The 19,349-nt window shown below is 66.4% G+C and carries 15 protein-coding genes; 9 read left to right on the plus strand and 6 right to left on the minus strand.

Features of this window, described 5'->3' with window-relative positions; genetic code table 11:
* Positions 1-13: 13 nt before the first annotated feature.
* Positions 14-2,857 (plus strand): leucine--tRNA ligase, encoded by a 2,844-nt coding sequence (gene leuS / locus ON32_RS22720; RefSeq protein ID WP_040793117.1) that lies wholly within the window; start codon positions 14-16, stop codon positions 2,855-2,857.
* A 114-nt stretch (positions 2,858-2,971) separates the two neighbouring features.
* Here leuS and ON32_RS22725 read toward each other — a convergent pair whose 3' ends face one another.
* Positions 2,972-3,652, minus strand: coding sequence for an SDR family oxidoreductase (locus ON32_RS22725; RefSeq protein WP_040793118.1), 681 nt, complete (start codon positions 3,650-3,652; stop codon positions 2,972-2,974).
* Positions 3,653-3,807: 155 nt separating this feature from the next.
* Between ON32_RS22725 and ggh the strand changes: the two genes are divergently transcribed.
* Complete coding sequence (ggh, locus tag ON32_RS22730) at positions 3,808-5,148, plus strand: glucosylglycerate hydrolase (protein WP_040793025.1); 1,341 nt, start codon at positions 3,808-3,810, stop codon at positions 5,146-5,148.
* Positions 5,149-5,264: 116 nt separating this feature from the next.
* On the plus strand, positions 5,265-6,011 hold the full coding sequence (locus ON32_RS22735) for a glycoside hydrolase family 25 protein (protein WP_245551244.1): 747 nt from the start codon (positions 5,265-5,267) through the stop codon (positions 6,009-6,011).
* 48 nt (positions 6,012-6,059) lie between these two features.
* Here the strand turns inward: ON32_RS22735 and ON32_RS22740 are convergent, their stop codons facing one another.
* The 3 genes from ON32_RS22740 to ON32_RS22750 form a co-directional block, all read right to left on the minus strand.
* Positions 6,060-8,099 carry a PhoX family protein gene (locus ON32_RS22740; protein WP_040793026.1) on the minus strand — a complete coding sequence of 680 codons (2,040 nt, stop codon included), beginning with the start codon at positions 8,097-8,099 and terminating at the stop codon, positions 6,060-6,062.
* Positions 8,100-8,228: 129 nt separating this feature from the next.
* Positions 8,229-8,528, minus strand: a complete 300-nt coding sequence (locus tag ON32_RS22745) for a hypothetical protein (protein WP_040793027.1) — start codon at positions 8,526-8,528, stop codon at positions 8,229-8,231.
* 189 nt (positions 8,529-8,717) lie between these two features.
* Complete coding sequence (locus tag ON32_RS22750; RefSeq protein WP_040793028.1) at positions 8,718-9,512, minus strand: LLM class F420-dependent oxidoreductase; 795 nt, start codon at positions 9,510-9,512, stop codon at positions 8,718-8,720.
* A 293-nt stretch (positions 9,513-9,805) separates the two neighbouring features.
* On the opposite strand from ON32_RS22750, the gene ON32_RS22755 reads away from it, so the two are divergent.
* On the plus strand, positions 9,806-10,633 hold the full coding sequence (locus ON32_RS22755; RefSeq protein ID WP_040793029.1) for an alpha/beta fold hydrolase: 828 nt from the start codon (positions 9,806-9,808) through the stop codon (positions 10,631-10,633).
* Between the two features lie 169 nt (positions 10,634-10,802).
* On the plus strand, positions 10,803-11,879 hold the full coding sequence (locus tag ON32_RS22760; RefSeq protein WP_040793120.1) for an ABC transporter ATP-binding protein: 1,077 nt from the start codon (positions 10,803-10,805) through the stop codon (positions 11,877-11,879).
* Positions 11,880-11,901: 22 nt separating this feature from the next.
* Here ON32_RS22760 and ON32_RS22765 read toward each other — a convergent pair whose 3' ends face one another.
* Together ON32_RS22765 and ON32_RS22770 are read right to left on the minus strand one after the other, a co-directional pair.
* On the minus strand, positions 11,902-12,414 hold the full coding sequence (locus tag ON32_RS22765) for a TIGR04338 family metallohydrolase (RefSeq protein WP_040793030.1): 513 nt from the start codon (positions 12,412-12,414) through the stop codon (positions 11,902-11,904).
* Between the two features lie 41 nt (positions 12,415-12,455).
* The gene (locus ON32_RS22770; protein WP_051133579.1) at positions 12,456-13,313 is read right to left on the minus strand and encodes a DUF2786 domain-containing protein; all 858 of its coding nucleotides are present in this window, start codon (positions 13,311-13,313) and stop codon (positions 12,456-12,458) included.
* A 123-nt stretch (positions 13,314-13,436) separates the two neighbouring features.
* On the opposite strand from ON32_RS22770, the gene ON32_RS22775 reads away from it, so the two are divergent.
* The 4 genes from ON32_RS22775 (at position 13,437) to ON32_RS22790 (ending at position 19,184) form a co-directional block, all read left to right on the plus strand.
* The gene (locus ON32_RS22775; RefSeq protein ID WP_040793031.1) at positions 13,437-14,720 is read left to right on the plus strand and encodes an ABC transporter substrate-binding protein; all 1,284 of its coding nucleotides are present in this window, start codon (positions 13,437-13,439) and stop codon (positions 14,718-14,720) included.
* A gap of 44 nt (positions 14,721-14,764) precedes the next feature.
* Positions 14,765-15,823, plus strand: a complete 1,059-nt coding sequence (locus ON32_RS22780) for a carbohydrate ABC transporter permease (protein ID WP_083874727.1) — start codon at positions 14,765-14,767, stop codon at positions 15,821-15,823.
* Positions 15,820-16,710: a carbohydrate ABC transporter permease gene (locus tag ON32_RS22785; protein WP_085995245.1), complete on the plus strand. Its 891-nt coding sequence runs from the start codon at positions 15,820-15,822 to the stop codon at positions 16,708-16,710. The genes ON32_RS22780 and ON32_RS22785 overlap by 4 nt, the downstream gene beginning before the upstream one ends.
* A gap of 122 nt (positions 16,711-16,832) precedes the next feature.
* Positions 16,833-19,184 carry a transglycosylase domain-containing protein gene (locus ON32_RS22790; protein WP_040793032.1) on the plus strand — a complete coding sequence of 784 codons (2,352 nt, stop codon included), beginning with the start codon at positions 16,833-16,835 and terminating at the stop codon, positions 19,182-19,184.
* The last annotated feature ends 165 nt before the right edge of the window (positions 19,185-19,349 follow it).

Genomic DNA, 19,349 nt, shown 5'->3' on the forward strand with positions numbered 1-19,349 from the left:
CGGGCAGGGCTCGGTGAGCAGTGACGACCGTGCCGTAGAGGTACCCGCGCACCGGTATACCGTCGAACTCGCCGGTCGAATCGAGAGTGAATGGCAGCGGTACTGGAGCGAACACGGAACCTTCCACGCGCCGAATCCCACCGGTCCGCTGGCCGGACCGACCCCCCGGGACAAGCTGTTCGTGCAGGACATGTTCCCGTATCCGTCCGGTGCCGGACTGCACGTCGGGCACCCTCTGGGCTATATCGCCACCGACGTCTACGCCCGCTATCACCGCATGCACGGACGCAATGTGCTGCACGCGCTGGGCTATGACGCCTTCGGTCTGCCCGCCGAACAGTACGCGGTGCAGACAGGGGCGCATCCGCGTGATACCACCGCGGCCAATATCGCCACCATGCAGCGGCAGCTGGACCGGCTGGGTCTGGGTCACGATCCGCGTCGCTCGTTCTCGACCACCGATCCCGAGTACTTCAAGTGGACGCAGTGGATCTTCCTGCGTATCTACAACGCCTGGTACGACCAGGAGGCCGACCGGGCTCGTCCCATCTCCGAGCTGGAAGAACAGTTCGCCTCCGGTGCCCGTCCCGCACCGGACGGCAAGGACTGGGCGAGTATGTCGGAGGCGGAACGTCGCGCGGTGATCGACTCCTACCGCCTGGTGTATCAGGCCGATTCGCTGGTCAACTGGTGTCCGGGACTGGGCACGGTGCTGTCCAACGAGGAGGTCACCGCCGACGGCCGGAGTGAACGCGGCAACTTCCCGGTGTTCCGCAAGCGCCTGAACCAGTGGATGATGCGCATCACCGCCTATGCCGACCGATTGATCGACGATCTCGATCGGGTGGACTGGCCGGAGAACGTCAAAACCATGCAGCGCAACTGGATCGGGCGCTCGCGCGGCGCCCGGGTGCGCTTCGCCACCGACGCCGGCGAGGTGGAGGTGTTCACCACCCGACCGGACACCCTCTTCGGCGCCACCTACCTGGTGCTGGCCCCGGAACACGATCTGGTCGACGAGCTGACCGCCGCCGCCTGGCCGGACGAGGTCGACAGTCGGTGGACCGGCGCCGCCGCCACCCCCGCCGAGGCCGTGACGGCATACCGCAAGTCCATTGCCGCCAAATCGGATCTGGAGCGGCAGGAGAACAAGGAGAAGACCGGCGTCTTCCTGGGTAGTTATGCCACCAACCCGGTGAACGGCGCCCGGATTCCGATCTTTATCGCCGACTATGTGCTCATCGGCTACGGCACCGGCGCGATCATGGCCGTCCCGGGACAGGATCAGCGGGACTGGGATTTCGCGAGTGCCTTCGGACTGCCGATCATCCGCACGGTCCAGCCGCCCGAGGACTTCGACGGCGAGGCCTATACGGGCGACGGCCCGGCGATCAACTCCGACTACCTCGACGGTCTTTCCGTCGACGAGGCCAAGGCAACGGTGATCGCCCGCCTGGAGTCCGAGGGACACGGCGAGGGCACGGTCCAGTACAAACTGCGCGACTGGCTGTTCGCCCGGCAGCGGTACTGGGGGGAGCCGTTCCCGATCGTCTACGACGCCGACGGGGCGCCGCACGCCCTGCCCGAGTCGATGCTGCCGGTGGAACTGCCGGAGATGGACGACTTCGCCCCGGTGACCTTCGACCCGGACGACGCCGATTCCGAACCGTCTCCGCCACTGGCCAAGGCCACCGACTGGGTGGAGGTGGAACTGGATCTGGGCGATGGGCCCAAGATCTACCGCCGCGATACCAATGTCATGCCCCAGTGGGCGGGTAGTTCCTGGTACCAGCTGCGCTACGCCGATCCCACCAACCCCGACACATTCTGCGCGAAGGAGAACGAGAGCTACTGGTTGGGCCCGCGCCCGGCCGAGCACGGCCCCGACGACCCGGGCGGTGTCGACCTGTATGTCGGCGGTGTCGAACACGCCGTCCTGCATCTGCTGTATGCCCGGTTCTGGCAGAAGGTGCTCTACGACCTGGGCGATGTGAGCAGCAGCGAACCGTATCGGCGGCTGTTCAACCAGGGCTATATCCAGGCCTATGCCTACACCGACGCGCGCGGGGCGTATGTCCCGGCCGCCGAGGTCGTCGAGCGGGACGGCGCGTTCTACTGGACCGACCCGTCCGGCACCGAGATCGAGGTGCACCAGGAGTACGGCAAGATCGGCAAATCGCTGAAGAACGCCATCTCCCCCGACGAGATCTACGACCGGTACGGCGCCGACACCTTCCGCTTCTACGAGATGTCGATGGGTCCGCTGGACACCTCCCGCGCATGGTCAACCAAGGACGTCGTGGGCGCGCACCGCTTCCTGCAGCGGGTGTGGCGGCTGGCGATCGATGAGGAGACGGGGGCGGTGCGGGTCACCGAGGACACCCCCGGCCAGGAAACCCTGCGGCTGTTGCACCGGACCATCGCGGGGGTCGACGAGGACCTGGCGGCCATGCGCAACAACACCGCGGGCGCCAAACTGATCGAGCTCACCAACCACCTCACCAAGACCTACCCGGACGGCGCGCCGCGCTCGGCCGTGGAACCGTTGATCCTGATGCTGGCCCCGCTGGCCCCCCATATCGCCGAAGAACTGTGGGCCCGGCTGGGACACACCACATCGCTGGCCCACGGTCCGTTCCCGGTGGCCGATCCGGCGCTGCTGGTGGAGGAGACGGTGGAGTACCCGATCCAGGTGAACGGCAAGGTCCGAAGCCGGATCCAGGTGCACCCCGAGGCCGATCGGGCCGCCATCGAGGCCGCCGCGCTGGCCGATGAGAAGATCGTCGCGCTGCTCAACGGCGCCACCCCACGCAAACTGATCGTGGTACCGGGCCGACTGGTCAATATCGTCGCCTGAGTGGGATCGACCGACCGGAGAGGCAACGCAGTGTAACTCTGCAGGACGCCCCACTCGAGCAGATCGAACACGGCCCGAGTGGGGCGCGGCGGAGCAGCGCGGCGCGGCCGGGGGTCAGTAGGGTCGGAGGACGATCTCGGTGGGATGCCCATCGCGTGGGGTGTCGATGGCATTGCGGATGGCACGGGCGACGGTCTCCGCGGTCAAGAACTCCCCGGCGCGGTATTCCCGCCCTTCGCCGGCCACGATGGCGCGCTGCATATCGGTGTCGATCCGTCCGGGGTGGATAGAGGTCACCCGGAGCTCGGGCTCTTCCAGCCGCAGGGCGTCGCCGAATGCGCGCAACCCGAATTTGCTGGCCGCGTAGGAGGCCCAGCCGGCATTGGCACGCAGCCCGGCTCCGGAGTTCACCAGCACCACGTGTCCACCCGCGGCGCGCAGCGCGGGCAGCAGCAATCGGGTCAGCTCGACCACCGCGACGAGGTTGGCCTCCAAGGTGTCGCGCCACTGCCGCACCGAGCTCTCGGCAATGGTCCCCAGGTCGGCGATCCCCGCATTGTGGACCAGCACATCCAGTCGCTCGATCGGTGCCACGGCCGCGGCGACGGCCGAATAGTCGGTCAGGTTCACCGGCCATCCGGTGGCATCGGGCAGTTCGTCGAGGATCGCGGTCAGGGCCTCGGCGGTGCGGGCGCCCAGGAGCAGGGTGTGGTCGGGGGCGAGTTCCCGGGCGACGGCGGCGCCGAGGCCCCGACTCGCTCCCGTGATCAGCGCCACCGGTCGCTGTGCTGCCATACCGTCCGAAGTCTTCTCCGCCATACCAGGGACGGTAATCCACATCGGTTGCCGGCTCGCAATACAGCGCAATCGGCGGGAAACAACGTCCTGATAAAAGTCGACATCACAGCCTCGTCGCGGAGGAACCGACCGGTCGACCGCAGAATGTAGAAATGGCGCATCCTGGTTTCACCCCCACGCAACTCGCCGCTCGCGCGGCCTACCTCCTGCGGGGTAACGACCTGGGCACCATGACCAGTGCGGCGCCCCGCCTGTACCCGCATATGTGGAGTTGGGACGCGGCGTTCGTGGCGGTGGGATTGGCCCCGTTGAGCGTGGAGCGGGCAGTCGTCGAACTCGACACCCTGCTGTCGGCACAGTGGAAGAACGGGATGATCCCGCACATCGTGTTCGCCAATGGGGTGGACGGATATTTCCCCGGTCCGGCCCGGTGGGAGTGCCGTAGATTGGCCGCCAATGCCCCGGACGGCCCGGACACGTCCGGAATAACCCAGCCACCGGTGCACGCCATCGCCGTCCAGCGCATTCTCGACCATTCCCGCCGACACGGCCGCAGTACCCGCGCGGTGGCCGAAGAGTTCCTGAACCGGCGGTGGTCGGATCTGATGCGCTGGCACCGCTGGCTGGCACATGCGCGCGATCCCAAGGAAAACGGCCGGATCACCCTGTACCACGGGTGGGAGTCGGGGATGGACAATTCGCCCCGGTGGGACCGCGCCTACCAGCAGGTGATACCCGGCCCGGATCTGCCCCCGTATCGGCGCGAGGACGTACTGGTCGTCTCCGATCCCTCCCAGCGACCCACCGACCGGGAATACGACCGTTATCTGTGGCTGGTGGAGCAGATGCGTCGGGCGTCCTACGACGACGGTCAGCTGGCCGCCACCATGAGCTTCGCCGTGGAGGACGTCTTCGTCACCGCCGTCTTCTCGCTCGCCTGCGAGGTGCTGGCCCAGATCGGAGAGGACTACCACCAGCCCAATTCCGATATCCGGGAGCTGTACGGCTGGGCGGACCGTTTTCGCGCCGGCGTCATCGCCACCACCGATCCCCGCACGGGAGCGGCTCGCGACTACGACACCCGGCTGAACCGCTGGATAACCACCGAGACGTTGGCCATGTTCGCCCCATTGCTGTGCGGCGGGCTGAGCCGGGGTGTCGAACGTAATCTGTTGCGGTTGTTCGAGGGCCCGCGGTTCTGCGGGCATCCCGATCTGCGGTACGCGCTACCGCCGTCGACCTCGCCGGTATCGAAGGATTTCCGTCCCCGAGAGTATTGGCGCGGACCGGTGTGGCCGGTGATGAGTTGGCTGTTCTCCTGGGTTTTCGCCCATCGTGGCTGGGCCGAGCGGGCATTTCTGTTGCGGGCGGAGGCCCTGCGCCAGGCCGCCGACGGTAGTTTCGCCGAATACTACGAGCCGTTCACCGGGGAACCGCTGGGCAGTATGCAGCAGTCCTGGACGGCGGCCTCGGTACTGGACTGGCTGGGCTGAGGTAACCGGCTCCGCGCCCGGTCGCCGCCGGCTCGCGGCGATCCGAGTGAAACCTCGGCGTTTCTTCGCTGTGTCCTTCCGGGTCGAATCATTACAAATGGCTATCGTCGATGGCCATGATGACCGACCGTTGGAGATCGAGATCGACGATAGTGTCGGCCCTGGCACTGGCATTGGCCGGCGTGCTGTTCGCGTTTCCCGCACCGGCGGCCGCCCAGCCGACCGGACCCGATGTCTCGTCCTGGCAGCATCCCGGCGGGCGCTTGATCGACTGGTTCGCCGTGCGGGCCGCCGGCCACCGCTTCGCCATGGTGAAGGCCACCGAGGGCCTCGACTACATCAATCCGTACTTCGTCCCGGACAGTCTGCTCATCCGGGCCGCCGGGCTCGCCCGCGCCACCTATCACTACGCGCGACCGCAGCTGCCACCCGAACCGCAGGCCGCGCTGTACGCGACGGTGGTGCTGGGCCAGAACGGCCCGCTCGATCTGCCGCCGGTCCTCGACCTGGAGCATTCGGGTGGGCTGGCGCCCGCGGCGCTGATCGATTGGACCAAGCGTTATCTGCGCACGGTCGAGGCGCTGACCGGCCGGGTGCCGATCATCTACACCTATCCGAACTTCTGGCGGACCGCCATGGCCGACAGTAACCAGTTCCACCGCTATCCGCTGTGGATCGCCGACTACCGCGGCAACCCGGCTCCCGAGGTACCCGGTGGCTGGCCGACGTGGACGTTCTGGCAGACCACGGATTCGGGGACCGTCCCCGGCATCCCCGGGCCCGTCGATCTGAATGTCTACAGCGGGGCGCAGGGCGATTTCAACCGATTCGCCCGGATCTCCGGGCTCACCGGCAGCGGATGAGCGTCGTGCCGGTACCGACCCATATCGGTACCGGCACGACGAGGTCGGTCATATGCCGATCCGGCCGCTACCGCTCTTCCACACCGCCACCACCGAGGGCCGAGGCTGGGCGGCGCCACCATCGGGCCAATGCGAGGCGGGTGCGGCGACGGTGGCCTCGTCGGTTTCGCCCGGATGCTGCACACAGACCAACACCCGTCCCTCGGTGATCACCGGACCGCAGGTTTCGGCTCCCCGCGGCACGGTCAGGAACTGTTTGGTCTCCCCGCGCCGATCACCGTCGAGCACCACCGCGAACAGGCCGTCATTGGAACCCAGCGCATTGCCATCGGTGCTGATCCACAGATTGCCGTAAGGGTCGAACGCCAGATTGTCCGGACAAGAGATGGGGCTGACCTGCGCCTTGTCGAATCCGCCATAGTAGGTGTCGGCTGCGGCCGGATCGCCGCACACCAAGAGCAGCGACCAGGTGAACTCGGTGCCGGCGTGGTCGTCGACCAGTTCGAGCACCTGACCGTTCTTGTTCTCGTTGCGCGGGTTGGCCTCGTCGACGGCGGCTTTTCCCGCGGTGCCGCGCTCGGTGTTGTTGGTCAGCGCTACATATACCCTGCCGGTTTTCGGGTTGGCCTCGAAGTCCTCGGGACGGTCCATCTTGGTGGCGCCCACCCGGTCACCGGCCTCCCGGGTGAAAACGGCGACCTCCGCCGCGCTCATCCCCGACACCAGAGATTCGGCTGTGCCGTCCTCGTGGGTACGGAGGATCGGAATCCATTCGCCCTTACCGGTGAACCCCCGATCCGAGGGGACGACCCCCGAACCATCGATCCGCTCGGGGTGATCGCCGGTCAGTTTCGCGACGTAAAGAGTGCCCGCATCCAGGATGGTCAGGTTGTGCCGGCGGGCGGCGGCGCCCGTACCGGGCTGGATCCTGCGGATGGACACGAACTTGTAGAGGTACTCGAACCGCTCGTCGTCGCCACTGTAGGCGACCACGGTGCCGTCGGCGGTGACATGGATATTGGCCGACTCGTGTTTGAAACGACCCATTGCGGTGTGTTTGACCGGGGTGGATTCCGGATCCCACGGATCGATCTCGACGATCCAGCCGAAACGGTTGGGCTCGTTGGGTTCGGCGGCCAGATCGAACCGCTTGTCGAAACGCCCCCACAGGTGCGTGGCGGTGTTCCCGTTCACCCCGTAACGCTCCAATCGCCGCGCCGCGGCCGGGTCGGCCGCCTTGCCCACGAAGTAGGCGTGGAAGTTCTCCTCGCCGGAGAGCACGGTGCCCCACGGGGTCACCCCACCGGAACAGTTGGCCATGGTGCCCAGCACGGTGGTCCCGGTGGGATCGGCGGAGGTCTGCACCAGATCACTGCCGGCCGCGGGACCGGTGAGGCGAAATTCGCTCGTCGCGGTGATACGTCGGTTGTATCTGCCGAACACGGGAGTGAGCCGGCCGGAACCGGCGGTGCCCTCGACCTCGACCACGGACAGTCCGTGCGCGGCGGCGGCGATCTCGCACTGTTCCCGGCTCACGGTCTCGGGGCGATAGTCCGGGAGCATGAGCGGTTCGGTGGTGTATTCGTGGTTTACCACCAGCAGATACCGGTTGGCCTGTCCGTCGATGGGAAGCAGACCGGCGAAATCGCAGTTGTATCCGAACTGCCGCGCCTGCGCGGCCGGAGTCTGCCGGTAGAAGTCGAATTCCGGAACGCCCTCGAACAGCGGGTCACCCCAGCGAATCACCACACTCTGTTCGTAACCGTCCGGTACCACGACGGCGTCCTCGGTATTGGGGGTCACCGGGGTGAAATCGGTGCCGGGCACCGCCGAGACCGAACCGGCGTCGGCGACGTCACCGCAGGCGGCGAGCGCCCTCGCCGCGCCGATCGCGAGAACCGCGGCCGCACCACCTTTCAGCATCCGCCGGCGGGTCAGGGAGGAGACGATATCGCCGAAGTAGGCGCCCGAGGAGTTGTTGGGCACCTCGTGGAAGCAGGCGCTACCACATTTGTAGGCGCATGTCGTACCGGCACGGGCGGTGCCGGTTCGGTGTTTCACGAACAGAGGCAGAGGTTTCGAATACACGACGACTCCTGTTCCAGGGCTGCACACCGCACGGTAGCCCAGCCCGGGAAATATCGAGGGTCGTCCGGTTGAACTGCGGGCCGACATCGGCCCTCGGGTGCCGCCCCGTTCGAGCGGCACCCGGCCCGGTCAGTGCTCGTCGTAGTGACCGTCGTGGGGAGCGTGCCGGTGGCCGTCGTGGATGTAGTCGACGTGATCACCGTGCGGGACCGCGACATGACCGCAGCCCTCGCCGTGGACGTGCTCGTGCGTTCCGCCGTGTTCGGCGTGCCCGGTGGGCTCGCACTCGTCGAAGTGACCTTCGTGGGCCCGATGCAGGTGGCCGTCGTGAACGTAGTCCACATGGTCGCCGTGCGGCACGGACACATGCCCGCAGTCCGGCCCGTGCACATGGCTGTGATCGGTGTGTTGAGCGTGTGCCGTCGTCATGGTGTTCCTTCTTTCTCGGAGCTTTCCTCGGAGCTTTCCTCGGAGTTCTTTCCTCGGTCGATCGGGTGGAACCACACGCACAGATCACATTACCAATTGCGCATCAATGCACCGATGGTCTCGGTCGGTCCCGGCGCGGCCCGCACGTGCGCGGTGGCCGTGCGCCGAACGGGCCCGACGCCGCGAACGTCAGGAGATACCGCTGACCGGTTCCGGATTGACCTCGTCCCGCCAAGCGAGGGCCGCGCGCACCTCGGTCAGGTCGTAGTCCGGCCCGTTGATACCCACCGTGAACAGGGTGGCGCCGGCGGCGTGATAGGCGGGCGCGGCCTCGGTGCCGGGCCAGGCCACCGAACGCTCGATCTTTTCCGGCCGGGTCCCCACGGCGGCGCAGTGCTCGGCGAGCACACCGCTTTTGCGGGTGAATACGTCGAGCTCGCCGAAACTGTGCCAGATATCGGCGTATTCGGCCACCAGCCGCAGGGTCTTCTTCTCCCCACCACCGCCGATCAGGATGGGGATATGCCGGGTCGGCGGTGGGTTCAGTTTCCCCAGCCGGGCGGTGATCCGGGGCAGGTACTCCTTCAGCAGGTCCAGCCGACTGCCCGCGGTGCCGAACTCGTAGCCGTACTCGTCGTAATCACGCTGGAACCATCCCGAACCGATACCGAGAATGAGTCGGCCCCCGCTGATGTGGTCGACGGTGCGGGCCATATCGGCCAGCAGATCCGGGTTGCGGTAGCCGCCACCGGTGACCAGGGCCCCGATCTCGACCCGTTCGGTCTGCTCGGCGAATGCCCCCAGCATGGTCCAGCATTCGAAGTGCGCGCCGTCCGGATCTCCGTACAGTGGAAAGAAATGATCCCAGTTGAACACGATATCCACGCCCGCGTCCTCACACCGCAACACCGCGTCGCGAATGAGTCCGTAGTCGGGAGCGTGCTGAGGCTGCAATTGGACACCGATACGAACCGGTCGGCTCATCAGTTGGCTCCTCTATGTTTTCGGATGATCTCCCCGTCCGAGGCTACCGGCGGTCGGCGGCTCGACCACGGCGACGAACCGGGCCGCGCGAATACGGAGAACCGACCGTCGCAATATCGCGGCAATAGTGAAATCTCCCCGGACGCAACACGGAATGGCGATCGGATAACAGCTGATCACACGCGACTTTCGGGGGGTGTTTCCGAGGTTTCCGTCGGTAGCGTGACGGCTGCGTCTCGTTGTCACGGCCTTCCGGAAAGGCCGGCGATCACGTACAGAAGGAGGGTTCATCCATGCCTGTGTGCACAACTCGCGACAATGTCGACATCTACTACAAGGACTGGGGCAGTGGCCGCCCCGTGGTATTCCTGCACGGCTGGCCGTTGAATGCCGACGCGTGGGACGACCAGATGAAATACGTCGCCGACCGCGGGTATCGGGGGATCGCCCACGATCGACGCGGACACGGACGCTCCACACAGCCATGGGACGGATATGACTTCGATACCTTCGCCGACGATCTGAACGATCTGCTCACCACGCTCGATATTCGGGATGCGACGCTCGTGGCGCACAGTATGGGCGGCGGTGAGCTCGCCCGCTACATCGGCCGACACGGCACCGAACGGGTGCGTTCGGCGGTGCTGCTCTCGGCGATCACGCCCCTGATGGGACGCACCGAGAACAATCCCGAAGGGGTGCCGGAAGAGGTCTTCGACGAGATCAAGACCGGAATCCGCACCGAGCGGTCGCAGTTCTGGCGCGACGTTTCCGAAGGGTTCTTCAGCGCGAACCGACCGGGAAGCAAGGCCACCCAGGGCAATCGCGACGCTTTCTGGTTCATGGCCATGCACGAGAGCATCGAGGCGGGCATACGCTGCGTCGACGCCTTCGCCCACACCGATTTCACCGAGGACCTGAAGAAGTTCGATATCCCCACCCTGGTGGTGCACGGCGACGACGACCAGGTGGTTCCCATCGACGCCACCGCTCGCAAGGCCGCCCGGATCGTGCCGGACGCGACCTTGAAGGTGTACGGAGGCGGATCGCACGGTATCGCCCTCGTCCCGGGAGACAAGGAACGGTTCAACGCCGACCTGGTGGAATTCCTCGAGCGCTGAGCGCATCCGAGGGCGGACCGCGTTCCTCGGGCTCCTCCGGGAAACGCGGTCCCACACCCGCGCCGGAAAGGACGGTCACCCGGACGAAGCCCCACCGGGCCACGTAGTATCCCGGCAGCCCTACTCGGATCGTCCGGCACGTTCCTGCCGGTGAAGGGAAGTGACAGCCGTGGCCACGGTGACCTTCGATCGCGCCACCCGACGGTATCCGGGGGCGAAAACGCCCGCCGTCGACCAGTTGCAACTCGATATCGCCGACGGGGAGTTCCTCGTTCTGGTGGGACCCTCCGGATGCGGCAAATCCACTTCGCTGCGCATGCTCGCCGGGCTGGAGGAGGTGAGCGAGGGCCGGATCCTGATCGGCGATCGGGACGTCACTCATATCGAGCCCAAGGAACGCGATATCGCGATGGTGTTCCAGAACTATGCGCTGTACCCGCATATGACGGTCGCCGAGAACATGGGTTTCGCGCTCAAGATGGCCAAGGTGCCCAAAGCGGAGCGGCAGCGCCGGGTTCTGGAGGCGGCCCAACTGCTGGGGCTGGAATCCTTCCTGGACCGCCTGCCGAAGGCACTGTCCGGCGGCCAACGGCAGCGAGTGGCCATGGGGCGGGCCATTGTGCGCAACCCGCAGGTGTTCCTCATGGATGAACCGCTGTCCAACCTGGACGCCAAACTCCGGGTACAGACCCGCACCCAGATCGCCCAGCTACAGCGCAGGTTGGGCACCACCACGGTGTATGTCACCCACGACCAGGTGGAGGCCATGACCATGGGCGACCGGGTGGCGGTGTTGAAGGACGGCCTGCTGCAACAGTGCGCCGCCCCACGCGACCTGTACCGCGAACCGGCGAATGTGTTCGTCGCCGGGTTCATGGGCTCACCGGCGATGAATCTGTTCACCCTGCCGGTCGTCGAGGGCGCGGTTCGGCTCGGTGGTCACACCGTGCCGGTGCCCCGGAAGGTGGCGGACGCGGCGGGCGCGTCGGTGACGGTCGGTCTGCGCCCGGAACATCTCGAACTCGCGAGTTCGGGTATCGAGATGGAGGTGGATGTGGTGGAAGAGCTCGGCTCCGATGCCTATATCCACGGCCACGCCGTCACCGATGACAAACCCGGCACGGAAGCTGTGGTCGCGCGGACCGATTGGCGGAACCCGCCGCCCAAGGGCAGCCGGGTGCATCTGGTTCCCGACCCCGAACACATCTACTTCTTCGCATTGGACGACGGGCGTCGGCTGAGCTGAGCCCACCGGCTCCGGCCCGGGTTCATCCCGGTCGGACCCCGCAGCCGAGCATGCCGGTCCGGAGCACGAACGCGGCCTCCGGGCCGATGACCCCCTCCACGAGTTCGAGGTATCGGGTGCAGAACTGCGGACCGTGGGGTGCGAGGTCACATTCCGGCGGGGCGAGATGGTGGGCCAGCTCGTGGAGTATCACCAGCTCCCGCAATGCCCATGCGGTGCCCCGGTCATGCAGGGGCACCGCCAGTACCGCGTCGGCGACCTCATAGTGCGCGGCGGTCGTTCCGGCGCGGGCGCGTACCCGGACCGGGACCGCGGCTCGTTCCCAGGTCGTTCGAACCCATCCGAGCGACAGCACCCGATCGCAGTACCGCTGCACCGATTCCACCGAGGCGAATTTGCGCTCGGTCGGCAGGGTCAGCCGAGAGCCGTACAACTCGACGGTGCGATGCCCGAATTCGTCGGCCCGGTCGAACATCCCGCGCACCAGCCGCTCGGCATCATATACCTTCGCCCGTTGCGTATCCCGTACCGTCACTTGACATATCACCGGCCAACGACCGAATCCCCTCTTCGCTCCTATCCACCGGCGGTCAGCCTGCCACGGGGTGCGGCGAGTTCGGGCGCGGTACCCAGCCGGGCGGCCCGGCCCGCTCGGTCACCGGCGCGTCGAGCCTCGGGCACGTAACCCGTGGAGGCCTGCGGCCCCCGCCAGGTGCCGCGCGCCTGCGAGGTGCGGGTGTAGAAATCGGTCAGTTCCAGTTCTTTACCGCGCAGCGCCAATGCGGTACCGGCCGCCGCCTCGCGCGCCGCCGAATCACCGGTCGGTTCCGTCGCCGCCCGCTCGACCTCCGCTTTCGCCTCGGCCAGGCGCGCTCCGATCCGCGCCGCGAATGCCATCTGGAAGTTCAGTCGGGCCGTCACCGCCGCGACCGGGACCACCACACGCCGCCGCACCCGGCGGCCGCCGCGCACCTCGGTGACCAATTTCTCCATCGTCGCACCGCGGTACGCCCCCGATTTGATGTAGTGGTCCGAGGCCCGCACCATCTGCACCAGCAAACTCGTGTACAGCGCCTCGCAGGTCGCGATATCGGTGGCGAATCCATAGGCGTACACCTCGGTCGAGGCGCGAGCAACATCGCAGCGCACATCATTGGCGGCGGCGATCGCCACGAACAACTGGACGTAGGTGCGCAGCCCCTTACGGCCGGCCTCGCCGATGGGGATGACCCGCTGGATCGGTGTGGTGGGGTGTTCCCGCCCCCTCACATGGGCGCGCGCCACCGCCAGATCGATCGAGGAGCGGGTGGCCAGCCGCTGCGCAGCCGCCATGAACGCTTCCGCTTCGTGCTCGTTGTCGGTGGACTCGGCCTTGCGCAGCAGACCGCCGATTCGGGTGAGCAACCGATCGGTTACCGGGTGTGCAGACGTCATCACCGGTCAGCGTAGCCGGCCCGTCTTCGGATCCGCCCGGCACGGCGGATGGACAGCGGGTATCTTGCCTTGTGCACCGACCCCGGTGTGCCGCCGCTCACGTGTCGACCATGGAGTTCCACGATGGTTTTGAAGAAGGTGCCGTCTCTTCGCGCCGCGCTCGCACCGATCGCGGCCGCGCTGCTGACCGCCACCTTCGCCGGTGCCTGTGGAACGAACACCAGCACCGAACCGACCGCCGAGAACCTGACCGGCCGCGGTCCCATCACCTATGTCGAGGGCAAGGACACCACCGAGACGGGGGCGGTGAAGCAGCTCATCGAACGGTGGAACGCCACCCACCCGAACGAGCAGGTGACCTACAAGGAACAGTCCAACGACGCGTCCGCCCAGTACGACGACCTGGTCGAGCACATGCGCTCGAAATCCGCCGACTACGACGTGGTCGCCCTGGACGTTCCGTGGACCGCCGAATTCGCGGCGAAGGGCTGGATCCAGCCGCTCGAGGGCGATTTCACCATCGACACCTCGCCGCTGCTGCCGCCGACGGTCGCCAGCGCCACCTACAACAACACTCTCTACGCCGCACCGCGCAATACCAACGGCGGTCTGCTGTTCTACCGCAAGGATTTGGTCCCGAACCCCCCACGCACCTGGGATGAGATGCTGTCGCACTGTCCGCTCGCCCAGAGCAACGGCATCGGCTGCTATGCAGGCCAGTTCGCACCCTACGAAGGGTTGACGGTGAACACCGCCGAGGTGATCAATGCCTTCGGCGGCACCTTCGTCGGTTCCGACGGCAAAACCCCCACCGTCAACAGCCCCGAATCCCGCGCCGGTCTGGCGCAGCTGGTGGACGCCTACCGCACCGGCGTCATCCCGCGGGAGGCCATTACGTTCAAGGAACCCGAGAGCGGGTCCGCCTTCACCTCAGGCCGGCTCATGTTCCTGCGGAGTTGGCCGTCCACCTACGGGGACGCGGCCTCCGAGTCCTCGACGGTGCGAGACAAGTTCGGGGTGGCCCCACTGCCCGGCAAAACCGGGATCGGCGCGTCCACCCTCGGTGGCTACAACGCCGCGATCAGCGCGTTCTCCCAGAACAAGGCCACCGCGCTGGATTTCTTGAAGTTCTTGATCAGTGAGGAAGCCCAGCACATCATCGCCTCGGGCGCACTACCGCCGGTCCGTGCCTCCGTGTACGACGATCCGGCGTTGATCGCCAAGATGCCGTATCTCACCGCGCTACGGGATTCGATCGCCAGCGCGGTGCCACGCCCGGTAACCCCCTTTTACCCGGCAGTGTCCAAGGCCATCCAGGACAATGCTTATGCTGCCTTGAACGGAACGAAGTCCGTGGACGACGCGATTATCGGCATGCAGAAAGGTATTGAGACAGCCGGATCGTAGCGATTGTTCAGCCGGACCCGGCGAGCCCGTAGGAGAGAGAAACGGTGTCGGATCCTTCCGGAACGGCCGAACAGGCGCCGATCCGCACAGAAACACCCGAGCATGTGACCACAGCGCCTCGGGACAGCACGCAACCCGGTAGGGGGATCGGCGATCGGTTGCGTGTCGAATTGCAGAAGTCCGGCAAGGCCTGGCTGTTCGTCTCTCCGGTGCTGCTGGCGCTGGCCGTGGTGATCGGCTACCCGGTGGTGCGGGCGGTGTGGATGTCGGTGCACCCCGACGACCGGCTCGACGATGTGACCGGACTGTTCGTCGCGGACCATTCCTTCACCTTCTACAACTACGCACACTGGCTGCTGGGCCAGTGCCAGATGATCACCGGCGGCACCACTTCCTGCCCCACCGGCAACCTGGGCTCCCAGTTCTGGACGGCCACCGGTGTCACGCTGTTCTTCACCGTGGTGACGGTTTCGCTGGAGGTCCTCATCGGACTCGGAATGGCCATGGTGATGGGCAAGACCTTCGCCGGCCGGGCACTGCTGCGGGCCGCGGTACTCATCCCGTGGGCCATTCCGACGGCGGTGACCGCGCGGCTGTGGGAATTCATGTTCCAGTACGACGGCGTGGTCAACCGGGTGCTCGGCACCGGCATTCTGTGGACCACCGACGAATGGCCCGCCCGGATCGCGGTGATCACGGCCGATGTCTGGAAAACCGCGCCGTTCATGGCGCTGCTGCTGCTGGCCGGACTTCAGGCCATTCCGAACGATGTCTACGAGGCGGCCCGGGTGGACGGCGCCTCGGCCTGGCAACGATTCACCCAGATCACCCTGCCACTGCTGAAACCGGCTCTGCTGGTGGCGGTGTTGTTCCGCACCATGGATGCGCTGCGCATGTATGACCTGCCCGCCATCATGACCGGTAACAACCCGGCCACCCGGACGCTGTCGGTGCTGGTGGTGGAACAGACCCGCCAGGGCCCCAACAGCGCGGCCGCGCTGTCGACGATCACCTTCCTGGTGATCTTCGCGGCGGCCTTCGTCCTGGTGAAGATTCTGGGCGCGAACGCGGTGCGGACGCAGGAAGAACAGCGGAAGGCATGATGGCGGCCACGACGACGCAGCAGACCGACACTCCTCGTCGCGCCCGCGCCCCGTGGCGGCGCAGGCTCGGTTCGGCGCGTATCTATCTGGGCGCGTTGATCGTGCTCGTCTGGGGGCTCGGACCGTTCTACTGGATGGCGGTGACCGCCTTCCGCGACCCCGACTACACCTTCGACAGCACACCGTGGCCGACCCATTTCACCCTGGAGAACTTCCGGGATGTGTTCGATACCAGTCGTGGCAACGATTTCGGTCGGGCACTGTTCAACAGTGTGCTCATCGGTGCGACGAGCACCGTCATCGCTCTGGTGATCGGGGTGATGGCGGCCTATGCGCTGGCACGGCTCACCTTCCGCGGTAGGTATGTGGTTTCCGGGTTGATCCTGGGCGCATCGATGTTCCCGGTGGTGGTACTGGTGACCCCGCTGTTCCAACTGTTCACCGATATCGGCTGGATCGGCGAATATCAGGCGCTGATCATCCCCAACATCTCGTTCGTCCTGCCGCTGACCGTCTACGTTCTGGCGTCTTTCTTCGCCGAACTGCCCTGGGAGCTGGAGGAGGCGGCTCGCATCGATGGCGCGACCAAATTGCAGGCGTTTCGTCTGGTGATGCTGCCCCTGGCGGCGCCGGCGGTATTCACCACCGCCATCCTGGCGTTCATCGCTGCGGTCAACGAGTATCTGCTGGCGCGGCTGCTCTCCGGCGGCTCCACCGAACCGGTCACGGTTGCGATCGCTCGTTTCTCCGGTAACAACCCACTGGTCCAGCCCTATACGGCGATTATGGCGGCGGGCACCCTGGTGACCGTGCCGTTGGTGATCATGGTGTTGCTGTTTCAGCGCAGAATCATATCCGGGCTCACCGCCGGCGGTGTCAAGAGCTGATCACTCGTTATGCTGGGATGATATGAACCGTGCGGTTCGAGTGACATCGTGATCCGAGTAACGGGTAGGTACGCGGTCCTGCTTTCGTGACGATGTGAGTTTTTCCGACGCTCCGAGAGGAGATGATCGTGAGCTCGTTCCGTTTCCGGCGCAAGCATCGAAGGTCGGGGGATGCGCCCTATGCCTCGCTCGCCGGATGGAACACGTCCTACCCATCGACCGGCGGCTACGGCTTCGCGCCGATGGACCTCAAACCCCGGCTGCCACGCCCGCCGCGTCCGGACCGCGGTCCGCGGCCCCCGCGCACCCGACGACAACGCATCCGCCATCTGTTGCTGGCGCTGTTCGTCATCCTGGTCGGCCTGCCGGCATTATTGGCCACCCTGTTCTATTGGGGGGCGGAGATTCCCGAACCGCACGAAATGCGCACCAACCAGGTGGCCACCGTCACCGCCTCGGACGGCACCACGGTGCTCGCCAGATTCGTCCCGCCCGACGGCAATCGCATTCCCATTCCGCTGTCGGAGGTTCCGGTCCCGGTCCGGGATGCGGTGTTGTCGGCCGAGGATCGCGATTTCTACCGCAACCCCGGTTATTCGACCTCGGGCATGGTCCGGGCCGTCCGGGACAATCTGCTCGGCCGGGCCGGTGCGGGCGGCGGATCCACCATCACCCAGCAGTACGTCAAGAACGCCTTCCTCGGCCCGGAACGCACCGTGGCCCGAAAACTGCGTGAGCTGGTCATCTCCGCCAAGATGGCGCAACAGTGGACCAAGGACGAGGTTCTCGCCGCCTATCTCAACACCATTTATTTCGGTCGCGGCGCCTACGGAATCGCGGCCGCCGCCACAGCGTACTTCGGTAAGCCGGTTTCCCAACTGACCGTTGCGGAGGGCGCGGTACTCGCCGCGCTGATCCGTTCCCCGTCGACCCTGGATCCGCAGAACCACCTGCTGGGGCTTCAGCAACGCTGGAACTACGTCCTCGACGGCATGGTGGAGATGGGCACCCTGAAGCCGGAGGACCGCAAGGCCATGGTGTTCCCGCCCATTGTCCCGGTGCCCGCCCCGCCCGATGCGAATATCCACGGCCCGGAGGGGTTGATCCGCGCCCAGGTTTTGCGGGAACTGCTCGAGGCGGGAATTTCCGAGCAGACCCTGAATACAGGGGCCTTGCAGATCACCACCACCATCGACCCCCGGGCGCAGCAGGCGGCCGTGGATGCGGTCCGCGGCCGGTTGGAGGGCCAGCCGCCGGAACTGCGGGCCGCGGTGGTGGCCATCGATCCGCAGTCGGGGGCGGTACGCGCCTATTACGGTGGCGCCGACGGGCTCGGTTTCGATTTCGCTCAGGCGCCGGTGCAGACCGGTTCGGCATTCAAGACGTTCGCCGTCATCGCGGCGCTCCAGCAGGGAATCCCGCTCTCCCGGCCCTTCGACAGCGCCCCGGTGGAGGTCAATGGGACCTTGGTGCGCAATGTCGAGGACGAGTCCTGCGGGGTGTGTCCGCTGTCGGAGGCATTCAAACGCTCGCTCAACACCAGCTTCTACCGACTCACCCTGGAGATGGCGAATGGGCCCCAGGCCATCGCCGACGCCGCCCACCAGGCCGGTATTCCGAAAGAGATCCCCGGGGTCGAGGGCAGGACGTTGAGCGAGAACGGCGGACAGCCCGTTCCGGCAATCGTGCTCGGCACCTATCTGGTGCGTCCGATCGATATGGCCTCGGCCTATGCCACGATCGCAGCGCAAGGGATCTACCATCAACCGTATTTCGTTCAGCGAGTGGTGGCCGGCGACGGCACGGTGCTGTTGGACCGCGACCCCGCGAAACCGGTCGGCGAACCCCTACCGCGGGGAGAGCAGCGCATACCCCCCGATATCGCCGATCGAACCGCGCAGGCCATGCTGCCGATACCGGCCTACTCCAACGGACACGCTCTGGCCGATCGCCCCGCCTCCGCGAAAACCGGCACCACCCAGCTGGGCGATACCGGACAGAACAAGGACGCCTGGATGGTCGGTTTCACCCGCACCCTGTCCACCGCGGTGTGGATCGGAACCGAGAACTCGCAGCCGCTGCTCACCGCCGGCGGCGCCCGGATCTACGGTTCCGGCCTACCGGCCGATATCTGGAAACAAACCATGGACGGCGCCCTGGTCGGCACCCCGCTCGAACCACCGGCACCCGCACCACCACCCGCCCCCGCGGCTCCGCCGCCGCAGGCCGGCGCGGTAGGCAACCCGTACGACATCCTCAATCCGCCGCAGGCTCCGCAACCCCCGTCACAAGAACCGTTCATCGTGATCCCGCCCGCTTCGGAACAGGCCGGCCAACAGCCGGTCCCGACAATCGAGCCGGAACCGGAACAGGAACCCGGTCCCGGCCATCCACCGCCGGGGGTCCCGGCGCCCGCGCCACCGCCACCGCGCCTGGTGGAAATCTTCCCCGGCCTGAGCATTCCCATGCCGTAGGCCCTCCGGGAACGGATGGCATGGCAGCATCGTTGGCCAGAACAAGAGTTCGTCGGTCGAAACAAGGGCGATCCACGCCCCGACCGAGCGGGCCCGCTTCGCGCGGCGACGCCGACACGACACCGGGCCGACGCCGGTATCGGGGTGGGAATGCGGAAGGATAGC

The sequence above is a fragment of the Nocardia paucivorans NBRC 100373 genome (assembly GCF_000308675.1).
In the GTDB taxonomy this organism is placed as follows: Bacteria; Actinomycetota; Actinomycetes; order Mycobacteriales; family Mycobacteriaceae; genus Nocardia; species Nocardia paucivorans.